The sequence below is a fragment of the Janthinobacterium sp. HH106 genome (assembly GCF_001758725.1).
Taxonomy (GTDB): Bacteria; Pseudomonadota; Gammaproteobacteria; order Burkholderiales; family Burkholderiaceae_D; genus Janthinobacterium.
Genome location: NZ_LRIC01000013.1, coordinates 10141 through 24463, shown reverse-complemented (window position 1 = coordinate 24463; position 14323 = coordinate 10141). Strand labels below are relative to the sequence as shown.

Genomic DNA, 14323 nt, shown 5'->3' with positions numbered 1-14323 from the left:
GCCACTGAGTACGAAGATTCAGCTAATTGGTATGTCGATACGTCTGGAGAAGACCAGGACGTCAAGAGTTCCGTACCAAGGTGAATCGATAGCCGCGCATAAAAATAGGTTTACATTAATTTCATAATTCGATTATTATAGAAATATGAAATTAAAAGGAGTGCACATGGAAACTAAAAATGTCATCGCTGCGTTGGCGGCACTGGCACAGGAGTCACGCCTGGCCATCTTTCGCTTGCTTGTCCAGACCGGACCGCAAGGGATGGCGGCAACGAAGATTGCCGAACAGCTGGGCATCCCGCCATCTTCCCTGTCATTTCACTTGAAGGAACTGGTGCACGCGGACCTGATCGTGCCGCGCCAAGATGGACGCTTTGTCATCTACGCCGCGCATATCGACAGCATGAATGCCCTGATCGGCTTTTTGACCGAAAACTGCTGCGGCGGCGCGCCTTGCACTACTGCGCAAGGCGCAGCCTGTGATGCCGCATGAATCCAAACGTACAAATTGAATCGCCCCCCAACCAACGCAGTGATTAAAGGATTCGTCATGACCGACAAAGTGTACAACGTGTTGTTTCTCTGTACCGGCAACTCAGCCCGTAGCGTGATGGCCGAGGCGCTGGTCTCCACCATGGGCAAGGGCCGCTTCCGTGGCTTTTCGGCTGGCAGCCACCCGGGCGGCAGCGTCAACCCATTCGCCATCGAGCAAATTGAAGCGACCGGCTATCCGCTCGATAAACTGCGCAGCAAGAGCTGGGATGAATTCGGTACTCCAGACGCACCACACATGGACTTCATCATTACTGTGTGCGACAACGCCGCCGGCGAAGTCTGCCCATACTGGCCAGGTCATCCGCTTTCGGCGCACTGGGGATTCGAAGATCCGGCTGCAGCTACTGGCACCGACGCAGAAAAGCGCGAGGTATTCCATAAGGTGTTCCGGCAGATCATGACCCGGATGAACGTTTTCGTCAGTTTGCCGCTGCACATGCTCGAAAAAAACGCGATCCAGCACGAGATCAAGGCAATTGGACAAAGCGCCGTCTAGTAGGCGAGCGCCCCGGCATGCCTGTTGATAACGGGCATGCCTTACTTTTCACTATTTTGCGATAATTTCATGAACGTTCTTTTTTTGTGTACCGGCAACTCTTGCCGATCCATCCTGGCAGAAGCGACTTTCAATCATCTGGCGCCGGCAGGCTGGCATGCGCTGAGCGCAGGCAGTCATCCGGCCGGGGCGCTGCACCCAGGAGCACTGGCGTTGCTGGCCAACGAGCAGATATCGACCCTGGGGTATTACAGCAAGTCCTGGGACGCTCTGCCTTCCGTGCCCGATATCGTCATCACCGTGTGTGCCAGCGCCGCTGGCGAGACGTGCCCGGCCTACCTGGGCCCAGTGCTTCGTAGCCACTGGGGTGTAGACGATCCCGGCCATGTCACGGGGACGGACGCAGCAAAGGACGCTGCTTTCCGGGTGACGTATGGCATTCTGCGCGCACGCATCGAGGCTTTCTTCGCCTTGCCGCTAGAGCAGCTGCAGCATGACCCTGTACGCCTGAAAGCTGAACTCGACAACATTTCTAGTGTCTTTGCCCCGGCTGCCCCCAAGGAGGCGCTCGTATGTTGACTGCTTTCCTGATTTTCTTGGCGACTCTGGTACTGGTTATCTGGCAGCCGCGTGGCTTGGGTATTGGCTGGAGCGCGGCCATCGGCGCTGGCGTCGCGCTGCTGGCTGGTGTCATCCAGTTGTCGGACATGCCCGTCGTCTGGCACATCGTCTGGAATGCAACCGGCACGTTTATCGCCGTCATCATCATCAGCCTGCTGCTCGACAAGGCCGGTTTCTTCGAGTGGGCCGCGCTGCACGTGGCACGCTGGGGAGGTGGTAGCGGCCGCAAGTTGTTTGTCTTGCTGGTCCTGCTGGGCGCCGCTGTCGCTGCGTTGTTTGCCAACGATGGTGCGGCGCTGATACTGACGCCTATCGTGATCGCCATGTTGCTCGAACTGAAGTTTTCAGCCAAAGCTACGTTGGCCTTCGTGATGGCGGCCGGCTTTATCGCCGACACGGCCAGCCTGCCGCTGGTGGTGTCGAACCTGGTCAATATCGTTTCGGCCGACTATTTCAAGATCGGCTTTGCCGAGTATGCGGCCGTGATGGTGCCGGTCAACGCGGTGGCAGTGATAGCGACCCTGCTTGCACTGATGTGGTTTTTCCGCAAGGACATCCCGCAAGACTATGACGTCTCCCAGCTCAAACGCCCCGGCGCCGCGATCCGCGACATGGCGACCTTCAAGGCCGGCTGGCTGGTCCTGGCGCTGCTGCTGATCGGCTTTTTCTGGCTTGAGAGCCTGGGCGTGCCGATCAGTGCCGTGGCCGCCGTTGGCGCCGCTCTGTTGCTGGCTGTCGCCGCTAAAGGCCATGTGATACCCACGCGCGAAGTCATTCGCAATGCACCATGGCAGATCGTTGTTTTTTCTCTGGGCATGTATCTGGTCGTATATGGCCTGCGCAACGCGGGCCTGACCGGCTACCTGACTGGCGTACTCAATTACTTTGCCCAATATGGCGTATGGGGCGCGGCCATGGGCACAGGCGTGCTGACGGCCGTCCTGTCCTCGATCATGAACAATATGCCGACGGTGCTAATCGGGGCCTTGTCGATCGATCCTACCTCAGCGCATGGCGCCGTGCGCGAGGCGATGATTTATGCCAATGTCATTGGCAGTGACCTGGGGCCGAAAATTACCCCTATCGGCAGCCTGGCGACCCTGTTGTGGCTGCATGTCCTCGACAGTAAGAAGATTCACATCTCCTGGGGTTATTACTTCCGCGTCGGCATCGTCCTCACCTTGCCTGTGTTGCTGGTGACCCTGGCGGCGCTGGCACTGCGCCTCAGTTATTAAGGAAAGGATTTATTATGGATATCACTATTTATCACAACCCGGCCTGTGGCACTTCGCGCAACACCCTGGCGTTAATCCGCAATACTGGCACTGAGCCGCAGGTCATCGAATACCTGCAGCAACCGCCAATGCGCGAGACCCTGGTCGATTTGATTGCCCGTGCTGGCTTGAGCGTGCGCGAGGCCATTCGCCAGAAAGGTACGCCGTACCTGGAACTGGGTCTCGACCAGGCCCAAATCAGCGACGAGGCACTGTTGGACGCCATGCTGGCCCATCCCATCCTTATCAATCGTCCGTTCGTGGTCACGCCGCTTGGCGTGCGCCTATGCCGCCCATCGGAGTTGGTGCTTGACGTTCTGCCCTTGCCGCAACTGGGCACGTTTGCCAAAGAAGACGGCGAGGCGGTCATCGATGCGCAAGGAAAGCGGGTGGTGCCCCATGTATAAGCCAGTCAAGGACTTGCCCAATATCAGTGCTGCGCACCTCGATACGCCGACGGTTGATAAACTTATGCCAGCGACGGTGGCAACGCATCCGCCGCGCATGCTCTTGCTGTACGGCTCGCTACGTGAACGCTCGTTCAGCCGCTTGCTGACTCTGGAGGCGGAGCGGCTGCTGCAGAATTTTGGCGCCGAGACGCGGGTTTTCGACCCGCATGGCTTGCCCATGGTCGACAGCGTCAGCCCTGACCATCCCAAGGTGCAGGAGCTGCGCGAGCTGTCGCTCTGGTCGGAAGGCCAGGTTTGGTGCAGTCCGGAACGCCATGGCGCTGTGACAGGTGTGTTCAAGTCACAAATTGACTGGCTGCCGCTGGAAATGGGCAGCGTGCGTCCGACGCAGGGGCGGACCCTTGCGGTGATGCAAGTGTCGGGCGGCTCGCAATCGTTCAACGCCGTCAACGGCTTGCGCGTGCTGGGCCGCTGGATGCGCATGGTGACCATTCCGAACCAGTCGTCCGTTGCCAAGGCATACCAGGAGTTCGACGAAAACGACCGCATGAAGCCGTCGCCATATTACGACCGCCTGGTCGACGTCATGGAGGAATTGTATAAATTCACCCTGGTGGTGCGCGATCGCTCGGATTACCTGACCAGCCGCTATAGCGAGCGCAAGGAATCCATGCCGGCCGAAGTACGCGCCCTCGCCGAAGCGGCCATGAATCACGAGACGCCAAGCAAATAGGCTGTTTTCATGTTGGCCCGTTCGCCGGGTTTTCACTGCACGATGACCTAGCCGAGGTTTTGGCTGGAAAGGGTAAGATGAAGATGAAAATTCTGGTGTTTCTCGGTTCTATTCGCACCAGCACACCGCCCCTGCCTGCGCGCGTGGGCGAACGGGTCGCCAAGGCCATCGTGGCGCAGTGCCGCCATGATGGCCACAATGTGGTGCTCATCGATCCGCTCGATTACGAGCTAGGTGACGTGTTCAAGCCACACTTTTCCTATGCGCAGGGGCGCGCGCCCTTGCCGTTGGAGCAACTGGCCAGTGAGATTGCCAGCGCCGATGGGTATGTGATGGTCAGTTCTGAATACAATCATTCAATGAGTCCGGCACTGATGCATTTACTGAACCACTTTGGCAGTTCTTTGTTTGCCTTCAAGCCCAGCGCCATCGTCACTTATTCGGCGGGCCAGTGGGGTGGTGTGCGGGCGGCGGTGGGTATGCGCGCTTTTCTGTCCGAGCTGGGCTGTTTGCCGGTGTCGGCCATGATCCATATTCCGACAGCACATACTGTTTTTGCTGCCGATGGCAGCTTTGCACCTGAAGTCGACAGTACGCGTTGGGTTTCCTATATCGAACGCACCTTTTCCCAGTTGATCTGGTGGGCAGAGGCCGCAGGACGGGAGCGGGCCCGCTCGGGAGGCACAGGGCCTTCACCAGCTTTTCTGCGCGATCCTACTCAACGCAATGCGCCGTGAAGCCACATAGGATGGATTATTGCTAGAATGATACTTTAGGGTGCCGTGCGTAGTTTGCGGCCGTGCTCCTTCCTGCCATTTCACGTCTATTTGGATCCCGCTGATGATTCGACTTGCCACTACCGCCGATGCTGCTGCGATCGCCACGATATACAACCATTACGTCAGCAGCTCCACCATCACGTTTGAAGAGCAGATGGTCGCCATCGATGAGATGGCCCAGCGCATCGCTTCTGTGGGTGCGCAGTTGCCGTGGTACGTCTTTGAACGCGATGGTCAAATACTAGGTTACGCCTACGCAACGCCCTGGCGTGCCCGGAGCGCCTATCGTTTTTCGGTCGAGTCAACGGTGTACGTGGCGCACGATGGAGTCGGTCAGGGCATCGGCCGACAGCTTTACAGTACCCTGATCGAGGAGCTCCGGCACCGCCAACTGCAAGTGGTCATTGGTGGCATTGCGCAGCCCAATGAATCTAGCGTTGCTTTGCACGAGCGCCTAGGATTTGAGAAGGTGGCCATGTTCAAGCGGGTTGGCTGTAAATTTGATCAGTGGATTGATGTCGGATACTGGGAGCTGCAGCTTGCTTAGTTAACCGCTGAGCACAAGATTTCTGTCCTCAAAAATCCATTTTCAGCGCTTAACTGTTTCGTTCGATGCTGTCGTGCCAGGAAAAAATAGCGTGAATTGGGTAACTCCATCAAGCTCACTCGTGACACTGGCTCGGCCATGGTGAAGCGCCATGATGGATTTGACGATTGAAAGACCCAATCCAGCGGAGGCTGACGTACTGGCCCTCGATTTATCGGAACGGTAGAACCGGTCAAACAACCGCGACAGGTGTTCCTGCGCGATGCCTGGGCCAGGATTGGAAACAGAAACTACGGCCCCGTCGTCGTCCTCTATCGCCTTGAGCAAGATAATTTCGCCCTTCGGCGTGTACCGAAGAGCGTTCGATACAAGGTTACTCACCGCGCGGCGAAGCAGGTGCCCATCAGCAAGCACTTTACCTGAGGCGATGACGATGAATGATATCCCTGCGTCGGATGCCGGCCCTTCAAAATACTCGGCGATTCGCGTCAGCTCAACATCCATATCAAGCTGCTCAGTTGCTAGCGAAACTTGGTCATGGTCAGCCCGCGCCAAAAATAATATGCTTTCCACCATTCTAGCTAGACGGCCAAACTCCTCGTAGTTAGATGAAAGCAGGTTTTGATATTCATCGGATGATCTGGGCTGAGACAGGGCAACTTCTGTTTGAACCATCAGATTGTTGAGAGGCGTACGCAAATCGTGTGCCAAGTCATCTGCAAACTGGGAAAGGTTATTAAAGCTATTTTGCAGGCGGTCAAGCACCTCATTGAACGAATCAGCCAGTATCTGGATTTCCTTCGGTGCTGATTTTGCATGCAAGCGCACTTCCAAATTGTGCGCACTGACTTGCTGAGCTTGCTGCGCGATGAGCTTTACTTTGTGCAACGCGCGACGTACTAGTAGAAACCCCAGTAGGGCTGTTAGCACCGCACCAAAGAAGCCCGATGCAAGCACTTTTAACTTGTATGCAGATAGAACAGCTGCGCGGCTCTCTTCGCTTCTGGCGAGCGTGATTTTCACCACGGAACCTGTCGAACCAACGGTACCCAGGGCAGCAATAACTCTTAGGTTGGGTTCGCTATGCCCTGGTGCAGCACGTACGTGAGATGGCTCTGGCAACGTCTCTACCGGTACAGCCCGACTGGCATGCATGAATGAACGGTCACGGGTATTGCGGGTTAATTCTTCACCGTCTTGTGCCTGCATAACGAGCAAAAAGCCGCCATGCAAATCGACCGCATCTAAAAAACGGTGCGGATCCACACGAATCGACTCTACACTCGGTGTTTCCTCAAGCATATGTCTGATGAACACAATACGGTCGACAAGGTCTGCGTCATCCCGTGCTTGGAGCTGTACCGTGAGAGCTTGATAGAGATAGATGCCTAAGGCCGAAAATACAATTGCCGAGATGCAGGCGAAGAGCGCCCCCAGCTGCGTGGTGAGAGACCAGTTCTTGGTCTTCATTGTCTATCTTCTAATACATAGCCCATACTCCGAATCGTATGGATCAGTTTTACCTCGAAGGGGTCGTCAATTTTTGCTCGTAGACGGCGTACCGCGACATCCACCACGTTCGTGTCGCTGTCAAAATTCATATCCCAGACTTGCGATGCAATCAACGGCCGGGATAAAACTTGTCCGACCCGTTTGGATAGCAAATGCAAAAGTGCAAATTCTTTCGCAGTCAAATCAATCCGAACACCGGCCCGTATTACTCTTCGCTTAGGAATGTCCAGTTCCAGATCGGCAATCTGAAAAATATCAGCTTCTCTGATCGGCCCTCGGCGCAACAACGTTCGAATACGAACAAGCAACTCAACAAAAGCGAATGGCTTAACTAAGTAATCATCTGCACCAAGCTCCAGACCCTTGATGCGGTCATCGAGCCCATCCCGTGCGGTAAGAAATAGCACCGGCGTATCAACCGTTTTGCGCAACTCAGAGATGATTTGCCAACCATCTAAGCCCGGAAGCATGACGTCAAGCACGATCAGGTCATAATGGGCAGTAGTGGCAGCGTGAAGTCCGTCGGGTCCAGTTCTCGCCAAGTCAACCACGAAGCCAGACTCGTTCAGACCTTTCTGGATATATTCGCCCGCCTTTTGCTCGTCTTCCACCACTAATAATCGCATATCACTTTTTCACTAGTTCAACTGCTGTGTCCACGTTCTGCGGATGGCGAAGATCCCCGTCGGTCTCTGTCTTTAGTCTACATTGGAAAGGTGACAGTCGTCTAACGCCAGGATTACAATCCTGTCAGAATTGAACTGTTTACCAGTGCTAATGAGAATACGAAGAAAGGTGTCTGCACTTTTTTAAACTTTTCACAACAGCGCCATGATATGAACGCTGACAAGGAGGGCGCGCTATCGGTCGGCAGGCTTACAACGAGCAGAAAGCGTTGTAGATGGATGGTTCTCATGACTGCCGTATGTCTGAATGTTAAAACGTTTGCAAGAAATTTCGACCTCATTGTTTGCCAAATGTTTTCATGTGATGTGGTGAAATTTTTCTCTTGCAAGTAGCCCTCGCAAAGTCATGACAGGCGTGATACATTCCGGGCATGCGCAAGTCACTCTCCCATTACCTCGCTTTTTTCCTGTTCGTCATGTTCATGACGAACAGCGGCGCATGGACGGGGAGCAGCGTTCGCCTGGCACATGAGATGGCGCATATCGGCCAGCTCGACCAGGATGCCGGTGAGCATGAGCATGCCCACCTGGGCCACAGTGACGACGGCGATCATGATGATCGCAACAATGAGGTGCCCGGCAAGTCCGGACACCAGGCCTTGCACGCCGTCGACCACCTTCAGTTTTTCCCGGATACCGCCTTTGGTGGTTTTTCCATGCTGGCTGCGGACGCCAATGTCCCGCCGCAATTCGTCACCCTGCGCTTGCCGCTCCCATCGTACGACCCTCCGTTCCGCCCGCCTTGTAGCGGTGCGCTGACAGCCTAACTCCGTCTGCAAGACCGGGAGCCTGCGCTCCCCATCCAGCATCTGCCGGGGTAGACGCGCGCCCTGATGCGCCGCGCGTCTCTGTCCTCGTTGCATCTTTACCTTGTGCTGCCTTCCTTCACAGCCGCCACTTTGGCGCACCTGGGGAGCGTTGGCGTGCCTGGCCTGCGGGCCATGGCGTCGATTGCCCGGTAGCCCTGTCTGTCTCATTCAGGAAAGAATCATGAAAACAAGAGAAATACTCTCACCCTTGTGCCTGGCGCTTGCGCTGGCATGGTGCCTTCCGTCGTCCGCTGCGGAGCGCTCGGCCAAATTTGCTGTCACGGAACAGCAGATGAAAGCCCTCGATATTCAAGTGCGGGCATTGCAGCGCGATGCCGAGCTGGTCGTGCTGAACCTGCCTGCACAAGTCACGTTGCCCGCCAGTGGTGAACAGATTGTCAGCTCGCCCGTGACGGGCTTGGCGGTCCAGTTGTACGTGCAGCCGAACCAGGTAGTCAAGCGCGGTGCACCATTGCTGCGCCTGGTGAGCCAGGAACTCGGGCCTTTGCAATTGCAATTGCTGCAAGCTGCGAGCCGGGCCGGCCTGGCCCGCCAGACTGCGCAGCGCGAACGCGCCTTGTTCGATGAAGGCATCATCGCCCAGCGCCGTGTGCAAGAGGCGCAGGCAACGCTGCAAGATAGCGAGGCGACATTACGCCAGGCAAAAGCCGCGCTGCGCCTAGCTGGTTTGTCGGCACAGTCTATCGAACGCATTATCGCCAGCGGCAAGCTGGAGGATGGATTGACGCTCACGGCCACCCAGGCCGGCATCGTGACCAACATCGAGGTCAAGCCGGGTCAGCGAATCGACCCTGCCACCGCCTTGCTGCACCTGACGCAAGTGGATCGCCTGGCACTGGACATCCAGGCGCCTGCCGCTGAATCTGCGGCTTGGCGGGTCGGCGGCGCCTTGCAGATAGAGGGGCGCAACAGCAAGGCACGCATCGTCAGTATCAGTCCGGTCGTCGCACCCGGTAGCCAGACGGTCGCTATTCGCGCCGAACTGGATGCTGGGACAAGCGGCTTGCGGCCCGGTGAAATGGTCACCGTGCAATTGCCGTTGAGTGCCAATACTGCCGCCTGGGACGTGCCGCTGGCCGCGCTGGCACACGACGGCAAGCAAGCTTACGTTTTTGTGCGAAATAAGGATGGCTTTGAAGCCCATCCGGTGACCGTCGTCAGTAGCGCCGGGCAGCGCGTGCGCGTGTCCGGGAAGCTGAAGGCAGGCGATCATCTCGCCATCTCCGGCGTCGTGGCCCTGAAAGGCTCTTGGCTTGGCGAAAAAGGAGGCAGTTGATGTTAGCCCGTCTGATTCAGGCCTGTCTCTCGCAACGGCTATTTGTCCTGCTGGCGGCGTTGATGCTGAGTGGTGCTGGCTGGTATGCCTTCAACCAGTTGCCCATCGACGCCTTTCCGGACGTCTCAAGTACCCAGGTCAAGATCATCATGAAGGCCCCCGGCATGACGCCGGAAGAAGTGGAAAGCCGCATTGCTGTGCCGATCGAAGTCGAAATGCTGGGAATTCCCAAGACCAAAGTCCTGCGTTCGGTCACGAAATATGGCCTGGCCGACGTCACCATCGACTTTCAGGACGGCACTGATATTTTCTGGGCCCGCCAGCAAGTCAGTGAACGGCTTGCCGGTATCACCGAGAGCTTGCCCGGTGGCATCAGCGGTGGCATGGCGCCGATCACCACGCCGCTGGGTGAAATGTTCATGTTTACCATCGAGGGCGGCGGTCTTTCCCTGGCCGAGCGCCGCAGTTTGCTCGACTGGGTGATCCGCCCCGCCTTGCGCACGGTGCCAGGGGGGGCTGACGTCAATGCCTTGGGAGGTGTCGTACGCGCCTTTGAGGTCGTGCCTAATCCGCTGGCCATGGCGGCCGGCGGCGTCACCCTGGCGCAGTTGAGCGAGGCTATTCGCGCCAACAACCGCAACGACGGTGCCGGGCGCCTGGGTGAAGGCGATGAGGTGTTGCTGGTGCGCAGCGAAGGCAGCATTACCAGCCTCGATGATCTGCGCGCGGTCGTCGTCACGGTACAGAACGGGGTGCCGCTACGTGTGGGCGCACTGGCCGAAGTGCGTATCGGCTCACTGACACGCTATGGCGTCGTGACCCAAAGTGGTAAAGGGGAAGCGGTGCAAGGTCTGGTGCTTGGCTTGGCCGGCGCCAATGCGCAGCAAGTGGTCGAAGGCGTGCGCAAGAAGCTCGACGAAATCAAGCCCACCCTGCCCAAGGGCGTCACCCTAAATGTCTTCTATGACCGGGCACAGCTCGTCTCGAAAGCTGTGGGTGCCGTCTCGTCCGCATTATTGGAAGCAACGGTGATTGTCGTTGTCCTGCTGGTGCTGTTCCTTGGCAACTTGCGCGCGGCGCTGACGGTGGCCCTGGTCCTACCGCTGGCGGCGCTGATCACGTTCCTTCTCATGCGCGGCTTCAATATGTCGGCCAATCTGATGAGTTTGGGCGGCCTGGCCATTGCCATCGGCATGCTGGTCGACGCGGCCGTTGTCGTGGTGGAAAACATCGTCCAAAGGCTGGCGCACGATCCGACTGCCGGCAAGTTGCCCCGCCTGCATACGATTTACCGGGCGGTGCGCGAAGTGGCCGTCCCCGTTACCTCCGGCATCGTCATCATCATCACTGTCTTTTTGCCACTGTTGACGCTGCAGGATCTGGAAGGCAAGTTTTTTGCCCCGGTCGCCCTGGCGATCGTTTTTGCGCTGGCCGGCTCGCTGCTGCTGTCGCTGACCGTCATTCCCGTGCTGGCTTCGTATCTGCTGCGCGACGTGGCGCATCAGGAACCCTGGTTGCCGCGCAAGCTGCTGACCTGGTACGAACCCGTTCTGGCCTGGAGCATGCGCCGGCAACGGGTGGTTGCCATCGGCGCCGCAGTCATGTTGCTCGGCGCGGGCTTGCTCTACACACAGGTGGGCAAGACGTTCATGCCAACCATGGATGAGGGCGACCTGATTGTCGGCATCGAAAAGCTGCCTTCCGTCAGCCTGGAGCAAAGCGCTGCGTTGGACCTCAAGATCCATCAGGCCCTGATGCAGGCACTGCCCGAAGTGACGGGCGTGGTGGCGCGCGCGGGTTCTGACGAGATCGGCCTCGACCCGATGGGTTTGAATCAAACCGACACTTATCTCTTGCTCAAGCCACGCGGCGAATGGCGGATGAAGGGCAAGGAAGCGCTGATGGACGAGATCCGCAAGGTACTCGACCAGCTGCCGGGCATTAAATACAGTTTTACGCAACCGATCGAAATGCGCGTGAGCGAGATGATCATTGGCGTGCGCGGCGATATCGCCGTGAAAATCTTCGGTCCCGACCTGGCGCAACTAAACCAGTTCGCGTCGCAGGTGGAAAGCGTGCTGAAAACCATACCGGGCAATCAGGATGTGTACACGGTGCAAAACGATGGCGTGCAATACCTGCGTGTGGCCGTCGACCGCTTGCAGGCTGGCCGATTAGGCCTGAGTGTCGAAGAAATCCAGGACGCGCTGCGGGTGCAAATCGAAGGCCAGCAGGCGGGCCACGCGGTCGAGGGCAATCGACGTACGCCTATCTTGCTGCGCGCCGACGAATCTGTGCGTTTGTCGCCGACGGATTTTGCCGCCGTGCGCATCACCGCCAAGGACGGCAGCAACGTGCCGCTCAGTTCGGTCGCCAAGCTGGAACGGGCCGAGGGGCCGGTCAAGATTGACCGCGAGATGGGTAGCCGCTATAGCGTGGTCATTGCCAATGTCAGCGGGCGCGACCTGGTGGGTTTCGTCAACGAAGCCAAAGCCAGTGTGGCCAAGACGCTGACGCTGCCGACCGGTTACCGCATCACCTGGGGTGGCCAGTTCGAGAATCAGCAGCGCGCGGCCGCCCGGCTGGGTGTCGTCGTTCCGGTGGCATTGGGCTTGATCTTCATTGTCCTGTTTTCCACCTTCCGCTCGGTGCGCCAGGCACTGCTGATACTGTCGATCATCCCGTTCGCCCTGGTGGGTGGCATCGTCGCCTTGTGGGTCACGGGCGAGTATCTGTCGGTGCCGGCATCGGTCGGTTTTATCGCCTTGCTGGGCATCACGGTGCTCAACGGCATCGTTTTGGTCAGCTATTTCAATCAGCTGCGTGCCGAGGGAATGGCCTTGGCCGAGTTGGTGGTGCAAGGAGCGAGACGACGCCTGCGCCCAGTGATGATGACCGCTTCGATCACCGCTTTTGGTTTGATTCCGCTGCTCTTTGCCAGCGGCCCGGGCTCGGAAATCCAGCGCCCCTTGGCCATCGTCGTGATTGGCGGCCTGATCACGGCGACCGCCTTGACCCTGCTGCTGTTGCCCATTCTTTACTTGCGCTTCGCGGTGGCGAAGCAGGAGAAATCCCATGACTGAACTGTGTTTAACCTTGCTGTGTCCTCCAGCACTGGAAGAGCGCGTGCTCGACACGCTGCTGATGAGTAGCGAAATTTCCCTTTTTACCAGTACGGCGGCGGCCGCACACGGCCTGGCGCACGATCGGCTCAGCGCCACCGAGCAAGTACTTGGTTTGGCCAAGATGACACGCATCGATGCACTTCTGCCGGAAGAGCATAAGGATAAGGTGATTGCCATGCTGCGAAAGGTATTCCAGGGTGCTGGTTTGCGTTATTGGTTCACGTCCGTCATCGACGCGGGGGAGGAGCTATGAAATTTGCCTTACTCATTGCGCTGGCGGCAGGTGCGGTCCAGGCCGCGCCACTGCCACCGGCGCCCGGCTTGTTGCCGACAGCGATGGTTCGTCCCTTGCTGGACCAGGATACCGAGGTGGCTGCGGCCCGTGCCGGGCGCGAGATGCTGCGCCAGGATGCCGCGCTGGCGCAGGACTCACCTTATGAATGGACCGCCAAGGTCACGGCCCAGCGGCGTACCGTGGAAGCAGGTCCCCAATACAAGGAGTGGAATGCGGGCGTGGAGCGCACATTGCGTTTGCCGGCCAAGGCCAGTGCCGATCGCCGCATCGGCCAGGCGCTGCTGGACGAGGGTGAGGCGCGCTATGGCGAGGCCTTGCACGAGACCGCCCGTGAATTGTTGGGGCTGTGGCTGGATTGGGCGCACGCAGAACAGGCGCTGGTACTGGCGGCCGAGCACCAGCAGGCGGCCAGCGACAATCTTGCTGCGGTGAACAAGCGCGTCAAGGCAGGTGACGCCGCCGTGCTCGATGCCAGCTTGGCGCGTGGCGATCTGGCCGACCAGCAACGCGTCAGTATCGAAGCCAAAACGGCCGCTGCTGTTGCCTGGGCGCGCCTGCATGCGCGTTTTCCTGGCTTCCAGCGCGAGTTGTCCACCTTGCCTTCCTCGCTGCCCCTTGCCGAGTCGCCGACGTTCTGGCGTGAGCGCATCCTGGCCCAGAGTGACGAACTCAAGATTACCGAGGCGCAACTGCTCAAGGCGCAAGGCCTCAGCGCGCGCATGCGGGCCGAGCGCACGCCAGACCCCACTGTCGGCCTGTACACGGCGTCGGAGGTGGGCGGGCGTGAGCGCATCACGGGTGTCATGTTCAGCATTCCCTTGCCGGGAGCCCACCGGGCCGCACGCGATGGGCGGGCGGTCCAGGCCATGGAGGTGTCGCAGCATGAGGTCGCACGGAAGCGGCGCGCCCTCGATGGCGCCATTGCCGTATCACTGGCATCGGCACAAGGCGCGCATGAAAGCTGGCAAGTGGCCGAAGCGGGCGCGGCGGACATGCGTGACAACGCACGCCTGCTGCAACGTGCCTACACCTTGGGCGAAGCCGATCTTCCTACGCTACTGACGGCGCGGCGCCAGGCAACCACTGCCCAGCAAAACGCCCTAGCGGCGCGGGTGGCGGCGGCGCGTGCGTATTACGGCATCCTGGTCGACGCGCATGTGGTGTGGGACATGGATCATGAATAA

Annotated in this window: 15 protein-coding genes; 13 read left to right on the top strand and 2 right to left on the bottom strand. The window is 58.5% G+C overall.

Translation table 11 applies throughout. The annotated features are described in order from the left end of the window. Positions 1–166: 166 nt before the first annotated feature. The 8 genes from JAB8_RS07155 to JAB8_RS07120 all read left to right on the top strand — a co-directional run bounded on the left by JAB8_RS07155 (position 167) and on the right by JAB8_RS07120 (position 5415). Complete coding sequence (locus JAB8_RS07155) at positions 167–493, top strand: metalloregulator ArsR/SmtB family transcription factor (protein ID WP_070289040.1); 327 nt, start codon at positions 167–169, stop codon at positions 491–493. Positions 494–550: 57 nt separating this feature from the next. Then, complete coding sequence (locus tag JAB8_RS07150) at positions 551–1051, top strand: arsenate reductase ArsC (protein ID WP_070289039.1); 501 nt, start codon at positions 551–553, stop codon at positions 1049–1051. A gap of 69 nt (positions 1052–1120) precedes the next feature. After that, complete coding sequence (locus tag JAB8_RS07145) at positions 1121–1630, top strand: arsenate reductase ArsC (RefSeq protein ID WP_070289038.1); 510 nt, start codon at positions 1121–1123, stop codon at positions 1628–1630. Next, complete coding sequence (locus JAB8_RS07140; RefSeq protein ID WP_070289037.1) at positions 1624–2907, top strand: arsenic transporter; 1284 nt, start codon at positions 1624–1626, stop codon at positions 2905–2907. The genes JAB8_RS07145 and JAB8_RS07140 overlap by 7 nt, the downstream gene beginning before the upstream one ends. Positions 2908–2921: 14 nt before the next feature. After that, the gene (gene arsC / locus JAB8_RS07135) at positions 2922–3353 is read left to right on the top strand and encodes an arsenate reductase (glutaredoxin) (RefSeq protein ID WP_070289036.1); all 432 of its coding nucleotides are present in this window, start codon (positions 2922–2924) and stop codon (positions 3351–3353) included. Next, a complete protein-coding gene (arsH, locus tag JAB8_RS07130; RefSeq protein WP_070289034.1) occupies positions 3346–4089 on the top strand; it encodes an arsenical resistance protein ArsH in 744 nt (247 codons plus the stop codon). The genes arsC and arsH overlap by 8 nt, the downstream gene beginning before the upstream one ends. Positions 4090–4166: 77 nt before the next feature. Then, positions 4167–4826: an NADPH-dependent FMN reductase gene (locus tag JAB8_RS07125; RefSeq protein ID WP_198511367.1), complete on the top strand. Its 660-nt coding sequence runs from the start codon at positions 4167–4169 to the stop codon at positions 4824–4826. Between the two features lie 103 nt (positions 4827–4929). Further along, entirely contained in the window at positions 4930–5415 is a 486-nt protein-coding gene (locus JAB8_RS07120) for an arsinothricin resistance N-acetyltransferase ArsN1 family B (RefSeq protein WP_070289033.1), read from the top strand. Positions 5416–5457: 42 nt separating this feature from the next. Here the strand turns inward: JAB8_RS07120 and JAB8_RS07115 are convergent, their stop codons facing one another. Then, the gene (locus tag JAB8_RS07115; RefSeq protein WP_070289031.1) at positions 5458–6885 is read right to left on the bottom strand and encodes a heavy metal sensor histidine kinase; all 1428 of its coding nucleotides are present in this window, start codon (positions 6883–6885) and stop codon (positions 5458–5460) included. Further along, entirely contained in the window at positions 6882–7553 is a 672-nt protein-coding gene (locus JAB8_RS07110; protein ID WP_070289029.1) for a heavy metal response regulator transcription factor, read from the bottom strand. Before JAB8_RS07110 ends, JAB8_RS07115 begins: the two co-directional genes overlap by 4 nt. 431 nt (positions 7554–7984) lie before the next feature. Here JAB8_RS07110 and JAB8_RS28885 point away from each other — a divergent pair, with 431 nt between their 5' ends. From JAB8_RS28885 to JAB8_RS07085, 5 genes are all read left to right on the top strand, one after another. After that, positions 7985–8380 carry a hypothetical protein gene (locus JAB8_RS28885; RefSeq protein ID WP_139142965.1) on the top strand — a complete coding sequence of 132 codons (396 nt, stop codon included), beginning with the start codon at positions 7985–7987 and terminating at the stop codon, positions 8378–8380. 223 nt (positions 8381–8603) lie between these two features. Further along, a complete protein-coding gene (locus JAB8_RS07100) occupies positions 8604–9719 on the top strand; it encodes an efflux RND transporter periplasmic adaptor subunit (protein WP_070289025.1) in 1116 nt (371 codons plus the stop codon). Further along, positions 9719–12802, top strand: a complete 3084-nt coding sequence (locus JAB8_RS07095) for a CusA/CzcA family heavy metal efflux RND transporter (protein ID WP_070289023.1) — start codon at positions 9719–9721, stop codon at positions 12800–12802. The genes JAB8_RS07100 and JAB8_RS07095 overlap by 1 nt, the downstream gene beginning before the upstream one ends. After that, positions 12795–13097 (top strand): DUF3240 family protein, encoded by a 303-nt coding sequence (locus JAB8_RS07090; RefSeq protein WP_070289021.1) that lies wholly within the window; start codon positions 12795–12797, stop codon positions 13095–13097. The genes JAB8_RS07095 and JAB8_RS07090 overlap by 8 nt, the downstream gene beginning before the upstream one ends. Then, a complete protein-coding gene (locus JAB8_RS07085) occupies positions 13094–14323 on the top strand; it encodes a TolC family protein (protein ID WP_070289019.1) in 1230 nt (409 codons plus the stop codon). The genes JAB8_RS07090 and JAB8_RS07085 overlap by 4 nt, the downstream gene beginning before the upstream one ends.